We start from the raw sequence: 26,817 nt of genomic DNA on the forward strand, positions 1-26,817 counted from the left end.
ATGACGATGTCAGGATCTCGGGAACCGGTCGGTCACGGTTCCGGCACACCAGCTCTTCCCGCGGAAGCGTTTCCGCTCTCCGCGGTGCAGCGAAGTATGTGGTTCGCCCAGCAACTCACGCCGGCGGTCCCCATCTTCATCGCGCAGTACGTCACGCTCCAGGGCGACCTGGACGTCGACCTGCTGAGCCACTGCGCGGTCACCGCTGCGGAGGAGTTCCAGTCGCCGTTCCTGCACCTGATCGACGTCGACGGTGAGCCCTACCAGTTCATCGACCCCGACACCGACACATCCATCGAACAGGTCGATCTACGCGATCACCCGGATCCGACGGCCGCCGCGCACGCCTGGATGGAACACGACTACTCGGTCCCGATCGATCTCACCCGCGATCGCCTCATCGACATGACCATCCTGCAGGTCGGTGATCGAGAGTATCTGTGGTACACGAGGATTCATCACGTCGCTCTCGACGGGTACAGCGGCATGACGGTAGCGAACCGGATCGCCGCGCTCTACACCGCCGCGCTCGAGCACCGGGATCCGGAACCGAACCGGGCGCTCGATCTGCGCGAGCTCCTCGCGATCGACCAGAAGTATCGCGCGTCCGGTCGCTTCCAGGCCGATCGTGAGTACTGGGCCGACCACATCGCCGGAATCGAGGCCGGGTCCACGCTGGCCGAGACGGACGCACCGGTCTCCGCGGTGAGCCGGCTCGAGAGCGCACCGCTGCCCGAGGCCGTCATCACCGCACTCGACTCCACCGATCGGACACTCGAGGCCACGCCGGCCGCCGTGCTGATCGCGGCCTTCGCGTGCTACCTCGCCCGCATGACCGGACGCACCGACGTGCTGGTCAACATGCCCGTCTCGGCCCGCACCACGGCGCCGCTGCAGCGGTCCGGCGGCATGCTCGTCAACGTGGCACCGCTGCGTGCGACGGTCTTGCCCAACGACACCGTCGCCGACCTCGTGGGCCGGATCCAGCTGGAACTGATGGGCGCCCTGCGGCATCAGCGGTGCAGCATCGAGGACATCCGCCGGGATGCCGGTCTCACCGGGACCGCCCGCGGGTTGGCCGGACCGATGGTCAACGTCATGCTCTTCCACCAGAAGATGACCCTCGGCGACATCGAGGGCGAGTATCACATCGTCACCTCCGGCCCGGTCGAGGACCTGCTCGTCAACTTCTTCCAGAGCGGCAGTCCGACAAGAACATTCGTGGAGTTCCGGGCGAATCCCGGACGCTACTCGCAGGAAGCGTTGCACACCCACCACCGCCGGTTCCTCGAACTGGTGGAGGAGTTCGTGCAGGCCTCCGCCGACACGCGGGTCGCCGACATCCACGCCGAGAGTTCGGTGGTGGGTGCCCAATTGTTGCGCACCGCGGCGCAACTCGAGTTCTGGTCGCGGGAGCTGGCCGGCCTGCCCGACATCCTGTCGCTGCCGTCGGACCGGCCCCGCCCGGCACGGCGCGCCCTCGCCAGCGACCGGGTGGACTTCGAGATCCCCGCGGCGGTGCACCGGGCCGTCGTCGCGCAGTCCGAGGCCCGGGGCTGCACGGTGTTCGCCGCCGTCCATGCGGCGCTGGTGGTGCTGCTGGCACGCCTGGCCGACGTCGACGACGTCGCGATCGGCACGCCGGTGACGGGCCGCAGCCCGGCAGGAGAGTTCGTCAACACCCTCACGTTGCGGACCCGGTTGTCGCCGGGCCTGACGTTCGACGACCTGCTCACCGACGTGTGCCGCGCCGACACCGCTGCATTCCGGCACGCCGAGACACCGTTCGCGCAGCTGGTCGAGTCGCTGGACCGGACGCGGGAGAACGCGCACTCGCCGCTGTTCCAGGTGATGCTCGAGTTCCTCGACGGCCGCACCCCGCATCTCGACGAGGACGGCCTGGTGGTGCGCGGCGTCGACACCGGACCGGACATCTCCGCCCTCGATCTGCGGCTGACGGTGGAGGAACGCTTCGCCGGCAACGCTGCCGGGGACGCGGTCCCGGACGGTGTGCACGCGTCGTTCGCGTTCGCGACCGACATGTTCGATCCGGAGACCATCGAGACGTTGTCGGCGCGGTTCCTGCGCGTGCTCGACGCGGTGCTCGAGGATCCGTCGACGGTCGTCGCCGACATCGATCTGCTCTCCGAGGAGGAGCGCCGACAGCTGTCCGGGGTGTGGGGCGGCGACGGCGTGGAGCCGCGCACGCTCGCCGAGATCCTCGCCGCGGCCGCGCACACCGACCCCACGCGGACGGCGCTGACGTACGAGGGCCGACAGCTGAGTTACCGCGCCCTCGACGAGGACTCGAATCGGCTGGCTCGGCTGCTCGTCTCCCGGGGTGTCGGCCCGGAATCGGTGGTGGCGCTGTCGATGCCCCGCTCCATCGAGTCGGTGGCGTCGGTGTGGGCGGTCGCCAAGACCGGTGCCGCGTTCGTACCGGTGGATCCGAACTATCCGGCCGATCGCATCGAGCACATGCTCACCGATTCCGGTGCGACGCTGGCACTGACCGTCGCCGCGCATGCGGCCGCGGTCGCGGACATCGTGCCGGCCCTGGTCGTCGACGATCCGGGATTCGGCGCACAGGTGCACCAGTGGTCGCCCGACACGATCACCGACGCCGACCGTTCGGCCCCGGTTCGCATCGACAACCCGGCCTACCTGATCTACACCTCAGGGTCGACCGGAACCCCCAAGGGCGTCACCGTCACTCATCGCGGGTTGGCGAACTTCGCCGAGGACGAACGTCGGCGCTACGGGGTGCGGCCCGATTCGCGCACGCTGCACTTCTCGTCGCCGAGCTTCGACGCATCGGTGCTCGAACTGATGCTCGCGTTCGGCGCGGGCGCGACCATGGTGATCGCACCACCGACCGTCTACGGCGGCGCCGAGTTGACCGCGCTGCTGCGCGACGAACGGGTCACCCATGCGTTCGTCACCCCGGCCGCGCTGGGATCGGTCGACGCGGACGCGTTGCCCGAGCTCGAGTGCGTGGTGACCGGCGGCGAGGCCTGCCCTCCCTATCTCGTGGAACAGTGGGCGCCGCGGCACCGGATGTTCAACGCGTACGGCCCCACGGAGGCGACCGTCGTGTCGAGTGTGTCCGACCCGTTGGTGGTGGGGCGGGACGTCACGATCGGCTGCCCGCCCATCGGCACCGGGGTACTGGTGCTCGACGCTCGGCTGCGGCCGGTGCCGCCGGGTGTCGCCGGCGAGTTGTACGTGTACGGGGAGGGGCTGGCCCGCGGTTACCACGCGCGGGCGGGGACCACTGCCGAACGCTTCGTGGCGAACCCGTTCGACGGCACCCGGATGTACCGCACCGGTGACCTGGTGCGCTGGCGCCGGTTCGGTCGGCGGCACTCGCTCGAGTACGTGGGTCGCACCGACTTCCAGATCAAGATCCGCGGCTACCGGATCGAACTCGGTGAGGTCGAGGCCGCCCTCCGGTCGCACCCCGACGTCGGGTTCGCGCTCGCCACCGGGTTCGTCGGACCGTCGGGGGACACACTGCTGGTGGCGTACGTGCAGGCGGAGAGCAACCGGGAGACCGGCGTCGGGGAGCATCTGGCGTCCGAGGTCACCGCGCACGCCGCGGACGTGCTGCCGCCGCACATGGTGCCCGCGAGCGTCGTCGTGCTCGATTCGCTCCCGCTGACCCCGGCCGGGAAACTCGATCGCCGGGCCCTGCCCGAGCCCCGGTTCGACGTGGGCACCGGCGAGTTCCACGCGCCGGCCACCCTGGACGAGAAGAAGATCGCCGGGGTGTTCTCCGAACTGCTCGGCGTGGAGCGGATCGGCACCACCGACAGCTTCTTCGATCTCGGCGGCAACTCGCTGACCGCGACCCGGATCGTGGCCCGCATCAATGCGACCCTCGGGACCGAACTCTCGGTCCTCGACCTGTTCGAGGCACCGACCGTGGGGGTGCTCGCCGCACGCGTCGAGGCCGCCGGACCGGGCCACGGCGCACGCCCGCCACTGGTGCCGCGCGACCACACCGGACCGGTGCCGGTCTCTCTCGCGCAGCAGCGGATGTGGTTCGTCAATCAGCTCGCCCCGGGATCGGCCGCGTACAACATCCCGATCGCGGTCCGGCTGAGCGGCCCGTTGGACGTTGCCGCACTCCGCGGCGCGCTCGCCGACGTAGTCGAACGCCACCAGACGCTGCGCACGGTGTTTCCGAACACCTCCGACGGCCCGGTGCAACAGGTGCGTTCGGTCGCCGACGCGGCGCTCGACCTCGAGCCCGAGGACGTCACCGAGACGCAGCTGCCACAGCGCCTCCAGGGCGTCGCGACCGCACCCTTCGACGTCTCCGTGCAGCTGCCCGTACGGGCACATCTGTGGCGGCTCGGCCCCACCGAGCACGTGCTCGCCCTGGTTGCGCATCACGTGGCGGCGGACGGACTGTCGATGGCGCCGCTCGCGCGCGACGTCATGGTCGCCTACGGGGCCCGCGCGGCCGGCACCGAACCGGCGTGGCCGCCGCTCGCGGTGCAGTACGCCGACTACGCGGTGTGGCAGCGGGAACTGCTCGGTGCGGAGGACGACCCGCGCAGCCTCGCTGCCCGTCAGATCGCCTTCTGGCGCGACGAATTGACCGGGGCACCCGATCTGCTGGAACTGCCCACCGACCGCCCCCGGCCGCCGCAGCAGTCGATGCGCGGCGGCACGGTGAGCTGCACCATCGCCCCGCACCTGCACCGCCGTCTCCTGGAGGTGGCCGGCGAGTACGAGGCGAGCCTGTTCATGGTCCTGCACGCGGCCCTGGCCGTGCTGCTGGCCCGCGCCAGCGGCGCGACCGACGTCACGATCGGCTCACCGGTGTCCGGTCGCGGGGAGGCCGAACTCGACGACCTGGTCGGCATGTTCGTCAACACCCTCGTGCTGCGCAGCCGGGTGGACCACGGCGGGACGTTCAGCGATCTGCTGGCGCACACCCGAACCACCGACCTGGCGGCCCTCGGCAACACCGACGTGCCGTTCGAGCGTCTGGTCGAGGTGCTCGACCCGCCCCGCTCGGAGGCGTACTCGCCGCTGTTCCAGGTGATGCTGGTGTTGCAGGGATCCGAGCGTAATCGGCTCGAACTGCCCGGGCTCGCCGTCGAGGTGGACGAGATCGACACCGGCACAGCTAAATTCGATCTCCAGGTGATCCTGACCGAACAATCGGACGAGGAGGGCCGCCCGGGCCCGATCGAGGCCACGCTGTCCTACGCGACAGACCTGTTCGATCCCGACACGGTCGCCGCCCTCGCGGAACGCTACCTGCGGATCCTCGAGGCGGTCAGCGTCGATCCGGCGGTCCGGGTCGGCGACATCGACGTCCTCGTCGACGGCGAGCGCGAACTCGTCCTCGACGAGTGGAACGCCACCGCGCACTCGGTGCCGGACGCGACGCTGACCGATCTGTTCGACGCCCAGGCCCGACGCACCCCGCACGCGGTCGCCCTCACGTTCGGCGACGAACAGCTCACCTACGCGGAGTTCGCCTCCCGCGCCCGACGCCTCGCGCGTGAGCTGATCGCCCGCGGCGTGGGTCCGGAGAGCCGGGTGGCACTGTCGATGCGGCGGTCGTTCGACCTGCTGATCGGGATGTACGCGGTGACCGAAGCGGGCGGCGCGTACGTCCCCCTCGACCCGGACCACCCCGCCGCCCGTACCGAGTACGTCCTCGCGAGCGCCGCCCCGGCGTGCGTGTTGACCACCCGCCGCGACCGTGCCGGTCTGCAGACCGACATCGACGTGCTCGAGATCGACAGTCTCGACCTCGCCGGCCGCGGCGACGGCCCGATCCGTCCCGAGGAGCGGGTAGGCGCCCTCCGCCCGGACCACGTCGCGTACGTGATCTACACGTCGGGCTCGACGGGCCGGCCCAAAGGCGTCGCCGTCAGCCACCGCGCGATCGTGAACCGGCTGGCCTGGATGCAGGACCGGTACCACCTCACCGGCACCGATGTCGTCGTGCAGAAGACCCCCGCCACCTTCGACGTCTCGGTGTGGGAGTTCTTCTGGCCGCTGCAGAACGGCGCGAGCCTGGCCATCGCGCTGCCCGAGGGGCACCGCGACCCGGCTTATCTGTCGCAGCTGATCCACGACCGGGGTGTCACCGTCGCCCACTTCGTGCCGTCGATGCTCGCCGCGTTCGTCGTCGGCGCCGACCCGGTGCAGTGCCGGTCACTTCGCACCGTGTTCTGCAGTGGTGAAGCGCTCCCACCCAGCACCGCGGAGGCGTTCGCCGAGTTCGTCGGTCCGGCGGGCGCCGAACTCCACAACCTGTACGGCCCCACCGAGGCCGCCGTCGACGTCACCTACCGGCAGTACACCGCCGCCGACACCGTTTCCGTCCCGATCGGCACGCCCGTCTGGAACACCCAGGTGTACGTGCTCGACGCCCGCCTGCATCCGGCGCCGGTCGGGGTGCCGGGCGAGCTGTACCTGGCCGGTGTCCAGCTGGCCCGCGGCTACGTGGGACGTCCGGACCTGACCGCGGAACGCTTCGTCGCGAACCCGTTCGGCGCTCCGGGCACCCGGTTGTACCGCACCGGCGACCTGGTCCGCTGGCGCAAGACCGGACACCTCGACTACTCCCTCGACTACCTGGGGCGCACCGACTTCCAGGTGAAGCTGCGCGGGCTGCGGATCGAACTCGGCGAAGTGGAGGCCACACTGCTCTCCCGACCGGGTGTGGCACAGGCGGTCGTCGTGGTGCGCCGCGACGAGCTCGTGGGGGAGGCGCTCGTCGGGTACGTCATCGCCGATCCGGGCGTCGAACTCGAGCCGGCGGCACTGCGGGAGTCCCTCGCCGAGTCGCTGCCCGCGTACATGGTGCCGTCGCAGATCCTGGTGCTCGACGAGTTCCCGCTCGGCTCGACCGGCAAGCTGGATCGCCGGGCGTTGCCGGCTCCCGAATTCGGTTCCGTCGAGGCCGAGTTCGTGGCACCTCGTGGCCCGGTCGAGGAAATCCTCGCACTGATCTTCGGCGAACTCGTCGGCACGACGCGGATCGGTGTGTACGACAGCTTCTTCGACCTCGGCGGCAACTCGCTGACCGCGACGCGGCTGGTGGCGCGCGTCAACGACGCGCTCGACGCGCACATCGGGGTGCGGGACGTGTTCGACGCCCCCACCGTGGCCGCTCTCGCGCTGCGCATCGAGTCCGGTGGGATGCGCGGGCCCGAGCGGGCACCGCTCGAACCCGCCGAACGGCCCGCGGCCGTCCCGGTGTCGCTGGCGCAGAAGCGGATGTGGTTCATCAACCAGTTCGACACCAGCTCCGCCGCGTACAACGTGGTGCTGCCCGTCCGCCTCGACGGCGACCTCGATCGCGGAGCGCTCCGCGCAGCCGTCGCCGACGTCCTCGACCGGCACGAATCGCTGCGCACCCGGTTCCCCATGATCGACGGCGAACCGGTCCAGGTGATCGTTCCGACCGCGGCCGTCGCACCAGACCTGGAGCCGGAGTCGGTGGCCGAACAGGACGTCGCGGAACGGGTCGCCGAGTTCGCCGGACGCGGGTTCGACGTCACGGTCGCCCCGCCGGTGCGGTCGCTGCTGCTGCGCGTGGGCCCGCAGACCCACGTACTGGTGATCGTCGTGCACCACATCTGCGCCGACGGGTTCTCGCTGGCACCGCTCGCGCGGGACGTGATGAGCGCCTACATCGCCCGCACCGAGGACCGGGCCCCGCACTGGACACCGCTCGCGGTGCAGTACGCGGACTACGCACTGTGGCAGCAGAAGGTGCTGGGCGGCACCGACGATCCGGACAGCGTGCTGTCCAGGCAACTCGAATACTGGGCGCGCACCCTCGACGGACTGCCGGAGGTCCTCGATCTGCCCACCGACCGGCCGCGGCCGTCGGAACGTACGCTCCGCGGCGCGGTCCAGGAGTTCCGGCTCGGACCCGACGTGCACCGTCGGCTCACCGCCGTCGCCCGTACCCACAACGCGACCGTGTTCATGGCGGTACACGCGGCGCTGGCAGCCCTACTGGCCCGACTGGGCGACACCGACGACGTCGCGATCGGCACACCGATCGCGGGCCGCGGTGCGGCCGCCCTCGACGACATGGTCGGCATGTTCGTCAACACACTGGTGCTGCGGAGCCACTTCGATCCCGCCGCCACCTACTCGGAGTTGCTCGCCGCGGTCCGCGACGGCGACCTCGATGCGTTCCACAACGCCGACCTGCCGTTCGAGCGCCTCGTGGATGCGCTGGCACCGGAGCGTTCCACCGCGCACTCGCCGTTGTTCCAGGTGATGCTCGAGTTCCGCAACAACGAGCAGCCACGACTGGAGCTGCCGGGCCTGACGGTCACCGTCGTCGACACCGGCACCGATTCCACCAACTTCGATCTGCAACTCACTCTCACCGAGGAGTTCACCGAGTCCGGTGAACCGGCCGGGGTGGCAGCCGGATTCACCTACGCGACCGACCTCTTCGATCCGGCGACCGTGACCCGCCTCGCCGAACGGTTCGGTGCCGTCCTGCGCGCCGTCACCGCCGATCCCGCCGTCCGGGTGGGTGACGTCGACCTGCTGACGGCGGACGAGCGGGCCGCGATCGCCCCGGTGAGCGGCGGCGCGGGGGTGCCCGCACGGACCCTGCCCGAGCTGTTGGCGACGGCCGGGGTCGTCGATCCCGACGCCACCGCGGTGGTGTTCGAGGGACGCGAACTCAGCTACCGGCAGCTCGACGCGGACTCGGACCGGCTGGCGCGGTTGCTGATCGCCCGCGGCCTCGGGCCCGAGTCGGTGGTCGCACTGGCACTGGCCAGGTCCCTCGAGTCGGTGACCGCGACGTGGGCGGTCGCCAAGACCGGTGCGGCGTTCGTCCCGGTGGACCCCAACTATCCGGCGGACCGCATCGAACACATGCTCACCGACTCCGGGGCCGTCGTCGGGCTCACCGTGCACGGGCACCGCGACGCGTTGCCTCCCGTCACGGAGTGGCTCGTGCTCGACGACAGTGCCGTCCGGGATCGGATGCAGCGCCAGCCCGGTGGGCCGGTCACCGACGCCGACCGGGTGCGGCCGGTCCGGCTCGACGACCCCGCATACCTGATCTACACGTCCGGTTCCACCGGCATTCCCAAGGGTGTCGTGGTCTCGCACCGCGGCCTCGCGAACTTCGCGGCCGAGGAGCGGACCCGGTTCGGCATCACACCGCGCTCGCGGACCCTGCACTTCTCGTCGCCCAGCTTCGACGCCTCGATCCTCGAGTTGCTACTCGCGGTGGGCTCGGGCGCCACGATGGTCGTCGCGCCGCCCACGGTCCTCGGCGGCGACGAGCTGCGGGACCTGTTGCGCGAAAACCGCGTCACGCACGCGTTCGTCACGCCGGCCGCGCTCGCCTCGGTGGACCCCGCCGGTCTGACGGCGCTCGAGTGCGTCGCCACCGGAGGCGAGGCGTGCCCGCCCGAACTGGTGGCGCAGTGGGCGCCGGGCCGTCGGATGTTCAACGCGTACGGGCCGACCGAGGCCACCGTCGTCGCGAGCATCAGCGAACCGCTCGCGGTGGGAGTCCCGGTCACGATCGGACGTCCCCCGCTGGGCACGTCGCTCGTGGTGCTCGATGCGCGGCTGCATCCGGTGCCTGCCGGGGTGCCGGGGGAGCTGTACGTTCTCGGCAGCGGCCTGGCGCGTGGCTATCACGCCCGTCCCGGTACCACCGGGGAACGCTTCGTCGCGAACCCGTTCGGGGACCCGGGCAGCCGCATGTACCGCACCGGCGACCTGGTCCGATGGAACGGCTCCGGACAGCTGGAGTACCTGGGCCGCACCGACTTCCAGGTCAAGGTCCGCGGCTTCCGCATCGAGCTCGGCGAGATCGAGTCCGCCCTGCGCCGGTTCCCGGGGGTGGCGCGTGCCGTCGTCACGGTCGACGGATCCGGGCCGGCGAGCCGACTCGTCGGGTACGTGGTGCCCGAAGCCGGCGCCGCGGTCGACCCCGCCGACGTCACCGAGTTCGTCGGCACGTTCCTCGCGTCGTACATGGTTCCGTCCGCGGTGATGGTGCTCGACGCGCTCCCGCTCGGTCCGGCGGGCAAGCTGGACCGGCGGGCACTGCCCGCGCCCGACTTCGGCGCCCGCACGGCGGGACGCGCTCCGCGGTCCGAACGCGAACGACAGCTGGCCGACCTCTTCGCCGAGGTCCTGGGGCTGGGCTCGGTGGGCGTCGACGACTCGTTCTTCGGGCTGGGCGGCGATTCGATCATGTCGATCCAACTGGTGTCGCGGGCGAAGGCTGTGGGACTGCACTTCACACCCCGGGACGTGTTCGAGCACAAGACGGTCGAGGCGCTCGCCCGGGTGGCGCAGAGCGGGGCGGACACCGCCACCCTGGCCGAACTCGACGGCGGCGGCGTCGGGGACGTGCCACTGCTGCCCGTCGCCCATTGGCTGCTCGACCGCGGCGGACACCACGACCGGTTCTCGCAGGCGGCGCTGCTGACCGCGCCGGAGGGGCTCGACGACGCCTCGCTCACCGGTGCAGTGCAGGCGGTCCTGGATCGGCACGACATGCTCCGGGCCCGGATCCGTCCCGGCGAGCACCGCATGATCGTGCCGCCGGCAGGTTCGGTGTACGCCGAGTGGCTGATCCGGCGCATCCGGGTCGACGCGGCGCCCGGCACAGACGCCTTCGCCGACACCGTCCGCGCCGAGCTCGACGCGGCCGAGGATCGTCTCGACCCGTCCGCGGGCGAGATGATGCAGGTGGTGTGGCTCGAATCCGCGTCGGGCGGTGGGCGGCTGCTGATCGTCGTGCACCACCTCGTGGTCGACGGTGTCTCGTGGCGCATCCTGGTGCCGGATCTGGCGACCGCGTGGGCGCAGATCGTTGCCGGTGAACGGCCCGACCCGGCACCGGTCGGCACGTCGATGCGGCGGTGGGCGCACGGTCTCGTCGACGCCGCCGCGGACCGCCGCGACGAGCTCGAGCTGTGGCGCGCGATGCTGTCCGGGGACGACCCGCTGCTGGGAGCGCGCCCGCTCGATCCGGCGGTGGACGTGGCCTCCACCGCCCGGACCGTCACCGTCGAGGTCTCACCCGACGTGACCGACGCGTTGCTGACGACGGTGCCGGACGCGTTCCGCGGCAGCGTCAACGACGGCCTGCTCACCGCGCTGGCGATGGCCCTGGTCCGCTGGCGCCGGGACCACGGCGTCGACGCCGACACCGCGCTGGTGACGCTCGAGGGTCACGGGCGCGAGGACCACGTGCTGCCCGGCGCGGACCTCGCGCGGACCGTCGGGTGGTTCACCACCCTGTTTCCGATCCGGTTGGACCTGACCGGAATCGACATCGACGACGCCTTCACGGGCGGGCGCGGCGCCGGCGCGGCGGTCAAGGCCGTCAAGGAACAGTTGCTGGCGGTGCCCGACCACGGCATCGGATACGGGATGTTGCGGTACCTCGACGACGAGGGCGGACGCGCGCTGCGCGGCCTGGCGTCGGCGCAGGTGAGCTTCAACTACCTGGGCCGGCTCACTGCGGCGGTCCCGGAGGACCAGCGGGCCGCCGGCTGGGTACCGACCGACGATGCCGACCTGAGCGTCCTGCAGGACGCCGACCTGCCGGTCGCGTCGGTCCTCGACATCAACGCGGTCACCACCGACGGGGCCGACGGGTCCCGGCTCCGCGCCACGTGGGGCTTCCCGGCCGGCGTCCTGACCGCCGCGGACGTCACCGAGCTGGCCGGGCTGTGGACCGAGGCCCTGATCGCGCTGGCCCGGCACGTGTCCCGGCCGGGGGCGGGCGGACTGAGCCCGTCGGATCTGGATCTGGTCGACCTCGGGCAGCCGGAGATCGAGACGCTCGAGCAGCGCTTCCCGAACCTCGCCGACGTGTGGTCGCTCTCGCCCCTGCAGTCGGGTCTGCTGTTCCACGCCCAACTGGCCGACCGCTCGGTCGACGCATACCTGGTGCAGATGATGCTCGACGTGCGCGGCGCCGACCCCGGCCGGCTGCGGCGGGCCGGGCAGGCGATGCTCGACCGCCATCCCAACCTGCGGTCCGCGTTCGTGCACGGGCCCGACGGCACCCCCGTCCAGGTGGTGCAGGAGCGGGTGCCGTTGCCGTGGAACGAGATCGACCTGTCCGAGCACGACGAGCCGGTGCGGGAGGCCGAACTGGCGCGGCTGATCGCCGACGACCGGACCCGACGCTTCGACATGGCGGAGGCCCCGCTGATCCGGTTCCTGCTGGTGCGGACCGGCCCGGACGAGCACCGGCTGATCCTGACCAACCACCACATCCTGCTCGACGGCTGGTCGACACCGCTGATGATGCAGGAGCTGCTCACCCTGTACGCCACGGACGGCGACACCACCGTGCTGCCGCGGGTGCACGCCTACCGGGACTACCTGGCATGGATCGCCGCACAGGATCCGGAGGCCGGGGTGCGAGCGTGGACCCGATCGCTCGCCGGTCTCGACGAACCGACACTGCTGGCGCCGCTCGACCGCGGCCGCGAACAGGCCACCGTGCCCGCCGAGATCGACATCTCGCTCGACGTCACCCGCACCGCCCGGCTGCAGTCGATCGGCCGGCAGTGGGGCGTCACGTTGAACACGATGGTGCAGGCCGCGTGGGCGATCGTGCTGGGCGCCTCCACCGGCCGCGGCGACGTCGTGTTCGGCGGCACCGTGTCGGGTCGCCCACCGCACATCCCCGGCATCGAATCCATGATCGGGCTGTTCATCAACACGCTGCCCGTCCGGGTGCGGCTCGACGCGCGGGAATCGGTGGGGGAGTTGCTGCGCCGGATCCAGTCCGAACAGGCCGGACTCCTCGACCATCACCACGTGAGCCTCACCGACATCCAGGACGCCGTCGGACCGGCGCTGGCGTTCGACACCCTCACGGTGTTCGAGTCCTATCCGGTGGACCGGTCGGCGATCACCGACGCGGACATCTCCGGGCTGCGCCTGGTGCGCGTGCACGAAGGCTCCGACGCCGCACACTATCCGCTCACCCTCGTCGCCAACGCCGACGACCGGCTCCGGATGAAGCTCAAGTTCCTGCCCGACCTGTTCGACCGCGGGCAGGCCCGGTCGCTGGCGGAGCGGGTTCAGCGCGTCCTCGTCGAGATGTCGGAGGATCCGCAGTGCCCGCTGGCGCGCCTGCGGCTGCTGTCCGACGCGGAATGGGCCGAATTGGTGCCGCTGCGTGGCCGTCCCGGCCGGTCCGTGCGCACCCTGCCGCAGTTGTTCACCGATGCGGCCGCGGCCGATCCGGACGCGATCGCACTGGTGTCGGGCACCACCGAGGTCACCTACCGTGAACTCGACGAACGATCCAACCGATTGGCCCGCGTCCTCCTCGACGACGGGGTGGGTCCGGAGTCGTTCGTGGCGTTGGGGATTCCCCGGTCGATCGATTCGGTCGTCGCGGTGTGGGCGGTCGCCAAGACGGGTGCCGCGTTCCTGCCCGTCGACCCGAACTATCCGGCGGAGCGGATCGCGTTCATGCTCGAGGACTCCGGCGCGACGGCGGGCCTGACGGTGACCGGGGCGCGCGACCGGCTGCCCGCTACCGTGCCGTGGACCGTCCTGGACGATCCCGCGTTCGAAAGCCGCCGCGCCGCGCAGTCCGCCGCGCCCGTCGGCGACGACGCGCGGCCGGTGCCGCTGCGGCTGACGCACCCGGCGTACGTGATCTACACCTCCGGCACCACCGGGACCCCGAAGGGTGTGGTCGTCACGCACGAGGGCCTCGACAACCTCTCCGAGGAGTACCTCACGCACTTCGCGACCCGGCCCTCGTCGCGGACCCTGCACTTCTCGACTCCGAGCTTCGATGCCGCGGTGCTGGACTACCTGCTGGCGTTCGGTCCGGCCGCGACCATGGTCATCGCTCCCACCAGCGTGTACGGCGGCAGCGAACTCGCGGACCTGATCCGCGACCAGCACGTCACGCACGCTTTCATCACCACCGCGGCGGCGGCGACCGTCGACCCCGCCGGTCTCGACGAGTTCACCGAGGTGATGGTGGGCGGCGAGGCCGTCCCACCGGAACTGGTGGCGCGGTGGGCGCACGGGAGGCGCTTCTACAACGGTTACGGGCCCACCGAGGCCACCGTCATGGCGAATGTCAGCGCGCCGTTGGTCACCGGCGAAACCGTCACGATCGGCGCGCCGCTGCGCGGGGTGTCCGAGCTGGTGCTCGACACCAACCTGCGGCCGGTGCCGGCGGGGGTTCCCGGCGAGCTGTACATCGCCGGACCGAACCTGGCGCGCGGCTACCATCGGCGTCCGGGCCTCACGGCGGAACGGTTCGTGGCGAACCCGCACGGGGTCCCCGGCGAACGCATGTACCGCACCGGCGACGTGGTGCGTGTGCTCGCGGACCGCACGATCGAGTACGTCGGACGATCCGATTTCCAGGTGAAGATCCGCGGCTTCCGGATCGAACTCGGCGACATCGACAACGCGTTCGGCGACCACCCCGACATCCGGTTCGCGGTCACGCTGGGACGGCCCGGACCGACCGGGGAGACGGCGCTGGTCACGTACGTGCTGCCGGTCGCCGGCGCGCAGCCCGAGCCGGGTGCGCTGCGGGAGTACGTCGCCGAGCACCTGCCCGCGCAGATGGTGCCCGCGAGCATCATGATCCTCGACGAGATCCCCCTGACGCCGATCGGCAAACTGGATCGCGCCGCACTCCCGGCACCGGAGTTCCTGCCCGCCGCCACCACGTTCCGGGCCCCGACCGATCCCACCGAGCAGACCATCGTCGACACGTTCACCGCGGTCCTCGGGCTCGAGCGCATCGGCGTCGACGACAGCTTCTTCGACCTCGGCGGCAACTCGCTCATCGCCACCCGGGTGATCGCCCGACTCGGCGCGGCTCTCGGCGTCGACCTCGGGGTGCGGGCGCTGTTCGAGGCGCCGACCGCGCACGAACTCGCGCGCTGGGTCTCGCGGGCGCACCTCGACGCGGCGGCCCGGCCACCGTTGCGGCCCCAGGACCGGCCCGACCCGCTTCCGTTGTCGCTGGCCCAGAAGCGGATGTGGTTCATCAACCAGTTCGACACCGAATCCGCCGCCTACAACATCCCGCTCGCGGTCCGCCTCACCGGCGACCTCGACGTCGCCGCTCTCACCGCGGCGGTCGCGGACGTGCAGGAGCGCCACGAGACGCTGCGCACCCTGTTCCCGTCGCGGGACGGCGAGCCGGTCCAGCTGGTGGTGCCGGCCGCCGAGGCCGCGCCGAGCCTCGACGCCGTCGACGTACCACCGGACCGCGTTCCGGAGCGGATCGCGGCGCTGATCTCCCGTGGGTTCGACGTCACCACCGCCGTGCCGGTGCGCGCCGAACTGCTGCGGCTCGGCCCGCGGGAGCACGTCCTGACGATCGTGGTCCACCACATCTGCGCCGACGGCTTCTCGATGGCACCCCTCGCGCGGGACGTCATGGCGGCCTACGTCGCCCGCACGGGCGGCCACGTCCCACAGTGGGCGCCGCTGCCGGTGCAGTACGCGGACTTCGCGCTGTGGCAGCACCAGGTGCTCGGCTCCGAGGACGACCCGGATTCGCCGGGGCGTCGACAGCTGGCGTTCTGGACGGAGGCGCTGGCCGGGCTCCCCGAGGCGATCCTGCTGCCCACCGACCGACCCCGCCCCACCCGGCAGAGCTTCGACGGCGCCCGCGTCGAGTTCGAGATCCCCGCGGAGGTGCACCGGGCGCTGGCCGAGTCGGCACGGCGGCACGGCGCGACGATGTTCATGGCCACGCACGCCGCCCTGGCGGTGTTGCTGGCCAAGCTCAGCGGCACCGACGACATCGCGATCGGCACCCCGATCGCCGGCCGCGGCGAGGCCGAACTCGACGACCTGGTCGGCATGTTCGTCAACACCCTGGTGCTGCGGTCCGACGTCGACCCGGCGGGCGGTTTCGCGGACCTGCTCGCCCGCACCCGCGAATTCGACCTCGCGGCGTTCGGGCACGCGGATCTGCCGTTCGAGCGCCTCGTCGACGTGCTGGCCCCGGAACGCTCCACCGCGCACTCGCCGCTGTTCCAGGTGATGCTCGAGTTCCAGAACAACGAGCTGCCCCGGCTCGAGCTGCCCGGCCTCGTCGCGGACCCGGTCGCCGCCGATCTGGCGGTGGCGAAGTTCGACCTGCAACTGACCCTCGCCGAGCGTCACGACGACGCCGGCGTCCCGGACGGTATCGCCGCGGTCTTCACCTACGCGACGGATCTGTTCGACCCGGGCACGGTGCGCGAGCTGGGGGAGCGGTTCACCCGACTGCTCGACGCTCTCGTGGCGGAGCCCGAACGGGCGATCGGCGACATCACGATCACCACCGCGACCGAACTCGACACGATGCTGCACCGGTGGAACGCGGAGGGGGTCCGCGCGGCAGACGAGACGCTGGCCGACCGGTTCGCGCTCGCCGCGGCCCGCTTCCCGGACCGTCCGGCGCTCACCTACGAGGCGTCGACGCTCGGGTACGCCGAACTCGACGCCCGCGCCAACCGCCTCGCGCGGCATCTCGTCTCGCTCGGGGTGGGCCCGGAGACGCTGGTAGCGGTGGCGCTGCCGCGGTCGGCGGACCTCGTCGTCGCGCTGCTCGCCGTCATCAAGTCCGGTGCCGGCTACCTGCCGCTGGACGTCACCTATCCGGCCGAACGGCTCTCCTACATGCTCACCGACGCCGCGCCGGTGTGTGTGCTGACCACCGGCGCCGACGCCGACGCCATCCCGTCGACCGACGTTCCCCTGATCCGTCTCGACACCGACGAGACCGCCGCGGCGCTCGCGGCGGCGCCGGACCGGGCGGTCACCGACGCCGACCGGCTCACGCCCCTGCGCCCCGACGACGTGGCGTACGTCATCTACACCTCCGGTTCCACCGGCCGCCCCAAGGGCGTGCAGGTCACCCACCGCAACGTGCTGACCCTGTTCGCGAACACCACCGGCGCCTTCGGGTTCGACGAACACGACGTGTGGACGATGTTCCATTCCTACGCCTTCGACTTCTCGGTCTGGGAGCTGTGGGGCCCGCTGCTGCACGGCGGGCGGCTGGTCGTGGTCGACTTCTACACTGCGCGCTCGCCGGAGATGTTCCTCGACCTGTTGCGCACCGAGCAGGTCACGGTGCTCAACCAGACGCCGACCGCGTTCTACCAACTCGCGGAGGCCGACCGCCTCGCGAGCGAACAGGGCACGACGGCAACCGATCTGGCGTTGCGGTATGTCGTGTTCGGTGGCGAGGCCCTCGACCTCGGCCAGCTCGGCCGCTGGTACACGCGGCATCCGGACAGCGCGCCGCGGCTGGTGAATATGTACGGCATCACCGAGACCACCGTGCACGTCACCCATCTCGAACTCGACCGCGCGTTCGCCGAGGCCGCCGACGCCAGCGTCATCGGCCGCGCGATCCCCGGCCTGCGGGTGGTCGTCCTCGACGAACGCCTGCACCCGGTCCCGCCGGGCGTCGTCGGCGAGATGTACGTCGCGGGAGAGCAGTTGACCCGCGGCTACCTGGGTCGGAGCGCCCTGACGTCGAGCCGGTTCGTCGCCGACCCGTTCGGTGCGCCGGGATCCCGGATGTACCGCACCGGCGACCTCGCCCGCTGGAACCGCGACGGGCGGCTCGAATACCTGGGCCGCAGCGACTTCCAGGTGAAGATCCGCGGCTTCCGGATCGAGCTCGGCGAGATCGAGGCCGCGCTGTTGCGGTACCCCGGCGTCGCACAGGCCGTGGTGGCCGTGCACCGGGACGGCACCGGACCAGCGCGGCTGGTCGGCTACGCGGTGCCCGAACAGGGACTCGACGTCGACCCGCAGGACGTGCTCGGTCACGTGGGCCGGGAACTGACGTCGTACATGGTTCCCGCGACCCTGATGCTGCTCGACGAGCTTCCGCTCACCGCGAACGGCAAGCTGGACCGCAAGGCGCTGCCGCAACCGGAGTTCGGCACCGGGGCCGCCCGCGGCCGCGCTCCCGAGACCGACGTCGAACGCACCCTCGCCGGCCTGTTCGCGGAGGTGCTCGGTCTGGATTCGGTCGGTGTGGACGATTCGTTCTTCGGGCTGGGTGGCGATTCGATCATGTCGATCCAGCTGGTGTCGCGAGCGAAGGACGCGGGGTTGCGTTTCACGCCGCGTGACGTGTTCGAACACCGCAGTGTCGCGGGCCTCGCGGCCGTCGCCGCGGCCGATTCCGGGGAAACCCCGGTGCACCTCGACGAACTCCCCGGCGGCGGGGTCGGTGAGTTCCCGCTCACCCCGATCATGCACTGGCTCCTCGAGCGCAGCGACGACGTGCGTCGGTACACGCAGACCGCCCTCCTGGCGCTGCCGAGCCGCACCGACCGGGAACGTCTCGCGCGCACGTTGCAGGCCGTCGTCGACCGGCACGACATGCTGCGCGCGCAACTACACACCGGCCCGGACCCGCACATGCTGGTCCGGCCAGTCGGGGCGGTCGACGCCGACGACCTGATCACCCGGATCCCCGTCGACGCACTGTCCGGACCCGACTTCACCGCCGTGGCGGGTGCGGCGCTCGACGACGCCGCCGGCCGCTTGGATCCCGCTGCCGGAGCCGTGCTGCAGGCGGTGTGGTTCGACGCCGGCGAGACCGGGGGTCGGCTGCTCCTGGTGATCCACCACCTCGCCGTGGACGGCGTCTCCTGGCGCATCCTGGTTCCGGACCTGGCCGCCGCGTGGACGCGGATCGCCGCGGGGGAGCTGCCCGACCTGGCACCGACCGGCACCTCCATGCGGCGCTGGGCGCACGGTCTGGCCGATGCGACCGCAGGCCGGGACCGCGAGCTCGAGCTGTGGCAGGGCACCCTCGACACCCCGGACCCGGTGATCGGGTCGCGTCCGCTCGACCCGGCGGTCGACGTGTACGGGACGGTCGACAAGGTGTCCGTGGAACTGCCGTCCGCGGTCACCGAGGCACTGCTCACGACGGTGCCGGAGGTGTTCCGCGGCAACGTCAACGACGCCCTGCTCACCGCGCTGGCGATGGCACTGACCCGGTGGCGGCGCACCCGCGGGGCCGACACCGACGCCGCACTGGTCAACCTCGAGGGCCACGGCCGCGAGGATCAGGTGGTGCCCGGGGCCGACCTGGGACGAACCGTCGGATGGTTCACGACGATCTTCCCGGTCCGCCTGGATCTGACCGGAATCGACGTCGACGACGCGTTCGCCGCGGGGCCGGCCGCCGGGGCAGCCCTCAAGGCCGTCAAGGAACAGTTGCTGGCGATCCCCGATCACGGCATCGGGTTCGGGATGCTCCGGTACCTCGATCCGCGCACGGGGCCGGTGCTGGCGGAACTGCCGGTGCCGCAGGTCGGGTTCAACTACCTCGGCCGGCTCGGGGGAACCTCGACCGGCACCGACGTGCCGTGGGTTCCGGTGTCCGACACCGAACTCGACGACGCCCCGAGCGCCACGATGCCGGTCGCGTCCGCCCTCGACGTCAATGCCGTCGTCGGCGACACCCCCGACGGGCCGCGGCTGCGCGCCACGTGGGCGTTCCCCAGCGGGGTCCTCGCGACCGTCGACGTCGGGGAACTCGCCGACCTGTGGGTGCGGGCGCTGTCCGCGCTCGCACGGCACGCCGCGCATCCCGGAGCGGGCGGGCTCACCCCGTCCGATCTGGACCTGGTCCGGCTCGACCAGGACGCGATCGAGGCACTCGAGCACCGGTACCCGGGCCTGGACGACGTGTGGTCGCTGTCGCCGCTGCAGGCGGGCCTGCACTTCCACGCGATGCTCGCCGACGACTCCGTGGACGCGTATCTGGTGCAGCTGACGCTGTCGCTGGGCGGCACGGTCGACACCGACCGGCTGTGGCGGGCGGGGCAGGCGCTGCTCGACCGGCACCCGAATCTGCGGGCGGCGTTCGTCCGGGTCGAGGGTGCCGCGTCGGACAGCGGCGCGGTGCAGGTGATCCCCGACCGCGTGGAACTGCCGTGGACCGAGGTGGACCTCTCGCGCCTCGATCCGGGCACCCGCGCCCGCCGCTTCGACGAACTGACCGCCGCCGATCGCGGGACCCGATTCGATCTGACGGCGGCGCCCGCGATCCGGATGACGCTGGTGAAGTTCGGTGCCGGCGACTACCGCCTGGTCGTCACCAACCACCACATCCTGCTCGACGGCTGGTCCACACCCCTGGTGATCCGCGATCTGCTGACTTTGTACGCGACCGACGCCGATGCGTCCGTGCTGCCGCGAGTGCACCCGTACCGCGACTACCTGGCGTGGATGGCGACGCAGGACCCGGCCGAGTCCACCGACGCGTGGCGCAAGGCGCTCGCCGGGCTCGAGGAGCCGACCCTGCTGGCCCCCGCCGTCCCCAGTGCCGGCGGCGGGACCGCCGAACTGGAGGTGGCCCTGACCGCGGAGCACACCGACACACTGCGGTCCCTCGTCCGGGAGCGCGGGCTGACCCTCAACACCGTCGTGCAGGCCGCGTGGGGCATCGTGCTCGGCGCGCTGACGGCGCGCACGGACGTCCTGTTCGGCGGCACCGTGTCCGGTCGGCCCCCGCAGATTCCCGGCATCGAGTCGATGGTCGGTCTGTTCATCAACACACTGCCGGTGCGGGTCACCCTCGACGCCGGCGAAACCCTCGGTGAACTGCTCGATCGCGTCCAACGCGAGCAGGCCGCGCTCCTCGACCACCACTACCTCGGGCTCGCCGACATCCAGCGCGCCACCGGCCCCGCCGCCACCTTCGACACTCTCACGGTGTTCGAGTCGTACCCGGTGGACCGCAACGCTCTGACCGCGGACACCGACATCGCCGGCCTCAAGGTCACCGGTATCGACGGCCGCGACGCCGCGCACTACCCGCTGTCGCTGGTGGCGTCGGTGAACGGCAGCCTGAACCTCAAGTTCGAGTACTTCCCCGAGGTCTTCGACCCCGCCGTGGTCGAGTCGATCGCGACACGCGTCACCGTCGTCCTCGAACACATCGCGACCGACCCGGACCGTCCGCTCGCCCGCCTGGACCTGCTCACCGACACCGAGCGCCACGATCTGGCGCCGGTCGAGGGCCCGGTCGGCGGATCGATCCGCACCCTGCCCGACATCTTCACCGACGCCGCGGCCCTGGACCCCGAAGCGATCGCGTTGTCGTTCTCCGGTCGCGAGGTCACCTACCGCGAACTCGACACCCGGTCGTCGCGGATCGCCCGCGTCCTCATCGACCAGGGTGTGGGACCGGAGTCGTACGTCGCGCTGGGGATACCCCGGTCCGTGGAGTCGGTGCTCGCGGTGTGGGCGGTCACCAAGACCGGTGCCGCCTTCGTCCCGATCGACCCCAACTATCCGCCCGAACGGATCGAACACATGCTCGCCGATTCCGGTGCAGGCCTCGGTCTGACCGTCGCGGCGCATCGACACCGGCTGCCCGACACCGTCACCTGGCTCACCCTCGAGGACCCGGACGTCGCGGCGGCCTGCGCGGCCCACTCCGACGCCCCGGTCACCGACGCGGACCGCACCGCGCCGCTCGGGCTCGAACACGCCGCGTACGTCGTCTACACCTCCGGGTCGACGGGCCGGCCCAAGGGCGTCGTCGTCGCGCACCGCGGCCTCGACAACTTCGCCCTCGACCAGCAGGCCCGCTTCGGGGCCACCGCCACATCCCGGACCCTGCACTTCGCCACCCCCAGCTTCGACGGCGCGGTCTTCGAGTACCTGCAGGCGTTCGGTGTGGGCGCGACGATGGTGATCGCCGAACCCACGGTGTTCGGCGGAGCCGACCTGGCCCGCGTCCTCGCCGACGGTCACGTCACCCACGCGTTCGTGACCACCGCCGCCCTCGCGACCGTCGATCCGACCGGGCTCGACGAGTTCACCCACGTCGCGGTCGGCGGCGAGGCCTGCCCGCCGGAACTGGTCGCGCGCTGGGCCCCGGGCCGGGACCTGCACAACGCGTACGGGCCGACCGAGACGACGATCATGTCGAACATCAGCGCGCCCATGACCGTCGGCGAACAGATCACCATCGGTGGCCCCATCCGCGGTGTCCACGAGGTGGTTCTCGACGGGCGCCTGCAACCGGTGCCGGTCGGGGTGCCCGGCGAGCTGTACATCGCCGGCCTCGGACTGGCCCGCGGCTACCACCGGCGTCCGGGACTGTCCGCGGAACGCTTCGTGGCGAACCCGTTCGGTAAGCCGGGCGAACGGATGTACCGCACCGGCGACATCGTGCGCTGGCGCCCCGACCTGACGATCGAATACGTCGGCCGCTCGGACTTCCAGGTGAAGGTCCGCGGGTTCCGCATCGAACTCGGCGAGATCGACGCCGCGTTGGCCGCCGATCCCACGGTCGGGTTCGCGGTCACCCTCGGCGTGCCCGGACCGGCCGGCGACACCGTGCTCGCGTCGTACGTGGTCCCCACGACCGGGGCCACCGTCGAGACGGGCGCCCTGCTCGACCGGCTGTCGGAACAGTTGCCGTCCCACATGGTGCCCGCCGCGGTGACCGTGCTCGACGAGATCCCGCTGACCCCGGTCGGCAAGCTCGATCGCGCCGCGTTGCCCGAACCCGAGTTCGCGTTCACCAGCGGCGAGTTCCGCGCCCCGACCAACCCCCTCGAATACACGCTGTCCGACGTGTTCACCGAGGTGCTCGGCATCGACCGGATCGGCATCGACGACAGCTTCTTCGATCTCGGCGGTAACTCGCTCATCGCCACCCGCGTCACCGCCCGGCTCAGCGGCCTGCTCGACGCCGACATCCCGGTGCGGGCACTGTTCGAGGCGCCGACGATCCACGCGCTCGCACAGTGGGTCGCGCGCGAACGCGGCGCCGGCACCGGGCACACCCGGCCGGAGCTCGGCCGTCGCGAACGGCCGGACCGTATCCCGCTGTCGCTCGCGCAGCAGCGCATGTGGTTCATCAACCAGTTCGACACCGGGTCCGCCGCCTACAACATCCCGATGGCGGTGAACCTCACCGGGGCACTCGACACCGGCGCGCTGCGCGACGCGGTCGGCGACGTCCTCGAACGGCACGAGTCGCTGCGCACCGCCTACCCGATCGTCGACCAGGAGCCGACGCAGGAGGTCTGGCCGGTCGGCGACGTGCTCACCGACCTGACGCCCGTCCCGGTCGACGACGACACCGAGCTGCGCCGGCAGATCACCGCCTTCGCCTCGCACGGGTTCGACGTCACCGCCGCACCGCCGGTGCGCGCCGAACTCCTCGAGATCGACGACGAGCACCACGTCCTGGTCATCGTCGTGCACCACATCTGCGCCGACGGCTACTCGATGGCGCCGCTCGGCCGGGACCTGATGGCCGCGTACACCGCTCGGGCCGCGGGGACGAGTCCCCAGTGGGCGCCGCTGCCGGTGCAGTACGCCGACTACACCCTCTGGCAGCACGAGATGCTGGGGACCGACACCGATCCCGACTCGCTGATCTCGCGGCAGCTGCGGTTCTGGACCGAGGAGCTCGCGGGCCTGCCCGACGTCATCCAGTTGCCCACCGACCGCCCCCGTCCCGTGCAGCAGACGTTCCGCGGTGGCCGGGTCGAGTTCCGGGTACCTGCCGAACTGCACACCCGCATCACCGAACTCGCGCACCGGCACGGCGCGAGCATGTTCATGGCGATGCATGCCGCACTCGCCACCGTGTTGGCGCGGCTGGCCGACACGGACGACATCGCGATCGGCACCCCGATCGCCGGCCGCGGCGAGATGGCCCTCGACGAGCTCGTCGGCATGTTCGTCAACACGCTGGTGCTGCGGACCCGGATCGACCACGACACCTCCTTCGACGCGCTGCTGCAACAGGTCCGCGAGTCGGATCTGGCCGCGTTCGGGCACGCCGAGGTGCCGTTCGAGCGCCTGGTGGAGGAGATCAATCCGCCCCGGTCCACGTCCTACTCGCCGCTGTTCCAGGTGTCGATCGAGTTCCAGAACAACGAGCGACCGCGACTCGAGCTGCCCGGCCTGACCGTCGAGGGAGTCGGGATCGACGCCCAGGTCGCCAAGGAAGACCTCGAGTTGGTGCTCGCCGAGGAGTTCACCGACACCGGCGATCCGGCCGGGGTCCTGGCGTCGCTGGACTTCGCCACCGACCTGTTCGACGAATCCACCGTGCGCGGCATCGCCCACCGGTTCATCCGCGTCCTCGAGGCGGTCGTCGCCGACCCGGCACGCGCCGTGGGCGACATCGAGATCCTCGACTCCGGCGAACTCGCGGCCCTGGCACCCGCGCACGGTGGCAACGACGTCTCACCCCACGTGTGGCCGGAACTGCTCGAGTCGGCGGCGGCCGTGAACCCGGACGCGGTGGCCCTGTCCTACCTCGGCCGCACCCTCACCTACCGGCAGCTCGACGAACGGTCCAACCGGCTCGCCCGTGTCCTCGCCGGACGCGGCGTCGGCCCGGAGACGTTCGTCGCCCTCGGGATGCCCCGCTCGATCGACGAGATCGTGTCCATCTGGGCGGTCGCGAAATCGGGTGCGGCATTCGTTCCGGTCGATCCGAACTACCCGGCCGAACGCATCGCGCACATGCTCACCGATTCGGGTGCGCGCCTCGGGCTCACGACGTCGGCACTGCGCGAACGACTTCCGGACACGGTGCCGTGGCTGGTCCTCGACGACGATGCGATCGCGGCTCGGCTCGCGGACGCCTCACCCGCGCCGGTGACCGACGCCGACCGGACGGCGCCGCTGCACCTCACACATCCGGCGTACCTCATCTACACGTCGGGATCGACGGGCCGACCCAAGGGCGTCATCGTCACGCACCTGGGCATCGCGAACCTCACCGAGGAGGAACGCCAGAGGTTCTCGGTCACCCCCGACGCCCGGGTATCGCACCTGGCCTCGCCGAGCTTCGACGCCTCCGTGTTCGAGATGATGATGGCGTTCAGCGCCGGCGCACGCCTGGTGATCGTGCCGCCCACCGTCTACGGCGGCGCCGAACTGACCGACCTGCTCTCACGGGAAGGTGTGACGCACGGCTTCATCACCCCCACCGCCCTGGCCTCGATCGAGGACGAGGGACTCGAGTCGCTGCGGATCCTCGCGGTGGCGGGGGAGGCGTGCCCACCCGAACTCGTCGCCAAGTGGGCGCCCGGCCGCCGAATGTTCAACGGGTACGGTCCCACCGAGACCACCATCCAGGCCAGTGTCAGCGCCCCGATGCAGCCCGGCGAGACCGTCAACATCGGTGGACCGGCGATCGGATTCGAGGAGGCCGTCCTCGACGGCCGCCTGCGCCCGGTCCCCGTCGGAGTGCCCGGCGAGCTGTACATCTCCGGCCCCGGCCTGGCCCGCGGCTACCACAACCGGCCCGGACTGACCGCCGAACGGTTCGTCGCGAACCCCTTCGGCCCGCCCGGATCCCGGATGTACCGCACGGGCGACGTGGTCCGGTGGCGCCACGACGACACGATCGAGTACATCGGCCGGTCGGACTTCCAGGTGAAGGTCCGCGGCTTCCGCATCGAGCTCGGCGAGATCGACGCCGTCCTCACCCGGCATCCCGCGATCACGTTCGCGGCGACGCTGGGCCACACGGGGCCGTCCGGGGACACCCTGCTCGCGTCGTACGTCCGGCCGGTGGAGGGGCACTCCGTCGAAGCCCGTGAGCTGCGAGCGCACGTCGCGGCGCAACTGCCCGCGCACATGGTGCCGTCCGCGGTGGTGGTACTCGACGAGATCCCGCTGACGCCGGTCGGCAAGCTCGACCGCCGGGCCCTGCCGACACCGGAATTCACGTCGCTGACCACCGAGTTCCGGCCACCGTCGACCGCCACCGAGCGTGCGGTGACGGAGGTGTTCGCCGACGTCCTCGGAGTCGACCACGTCGGCATCGACGACAGCTTCTTCGATCTCGGCGGCAACTCGATCATCGCCACGCGCATCATGTCGGAGCTGCAGGCCCGCCTCGGCCGGCAGCTGCCGCTGCAGACGATGTTCCTGGATCCGACCCCGTCGGGCCTGGCCAAGCGGATCGACCTGCCGGTGGGATACCTGGGACGCAGCGATTCCCCGGTCGACGACGCCCTGGGTGTGGTGATCCCGCTGCGCCCCAACGGCGAACGACCACCGCTGTTCTGCATCCATCCCGGCATCGGCCTGTCCTGGGGCTACGCCGGCCTCGTGCAGTACCTCGCGAAGGACCGTCCGGCGTTCGGTCTGCAATTGCCGTTGCTGAGCGGCGGTCCGGACTTCGGGTCGGTGCAGCAGCTCGCGCACCGGTACGTCGAGGAGATCCGGACGGTGCAGCCGCACGGGCCGTACCACCTGCTCGGCTGGTCGCTCGGCGGTGTGATCGCCCACGCGATGGCCGTCGAACTGCGGGGCGCCGGTGAGGAGGTCGCCACCCTGGCGATCATGGACAGCTACCTCACCGAGGGGGAGGAGGAACCAGGGCATCTGACCGTGGTCGAACTGCTCGAGGGATTGGGCCTCGATCTCGCCCCGTACGGCGACGTCCGGGACCTGACGTACGCGCAGGCGGTCGATCTGCTCAACGAATCCCTCGGTCAGGACACGGGTCTCACCCCTGCGCACCTCGAACGCATCAACGAGGGGTTCACCACCTCGGCCCGGATCATGAACCGCTACGCACCCGATGTGTTCGACGGCGACCTGCTGTTCTTCACCGCCGGACGCGGTGACGGCAGTGCGCAGTCCACCCCCCGGCATTCGCCGCAGGTGTGGCAGCCCGCGATCACCGGACGCATCCGTGAGTTCACGATCGACTGCGAGCACAACCAGATGATCGAGCCCGAGGCACTGTCCGCGATCGGACCGCTCCTCGAAGAGTATCTGGCTTCGCACTGAAATCGGTCCTGC

General features: G+C 71.2%; 1 protein-coding gene. It reads left to right on the forward strand.

Features of this window, described 5'->3' with window-relative positions:
* Window positions 1-26,805, forward strand: a complete 26,805-nt coding sequence (locus C7H75_RS12820) for a non-ribosomal peptide synthase/polyketide synthase (protein WP_106851421.1) — start codon at window positions 1-3, stop codon at window positions 26,803-26,805.
* Window positions 26,806-26,817 lie beyond the last annotated feature (12 nt).

The sequence above is a fragment of the Rhodococcus (subgen. Prescottella) equi genome (genome assembly GCF_003013675.1).
Lineage (GTDB): Bacteria > Actinomycetota > Actinomycetes > Mycobacteriales > Mycobacteriaceae > Prescottella > Prescottella equi.

Excerpts from the sequence above, each read along its gene's own strand:
- C7H75_RS12820 (WP_106851421.1), top strand. The coding sequence starts at position 1 with ATGACGATGTCAGGATCTCGGGAACCGGTCGGTCACGGTTCCGGCACA.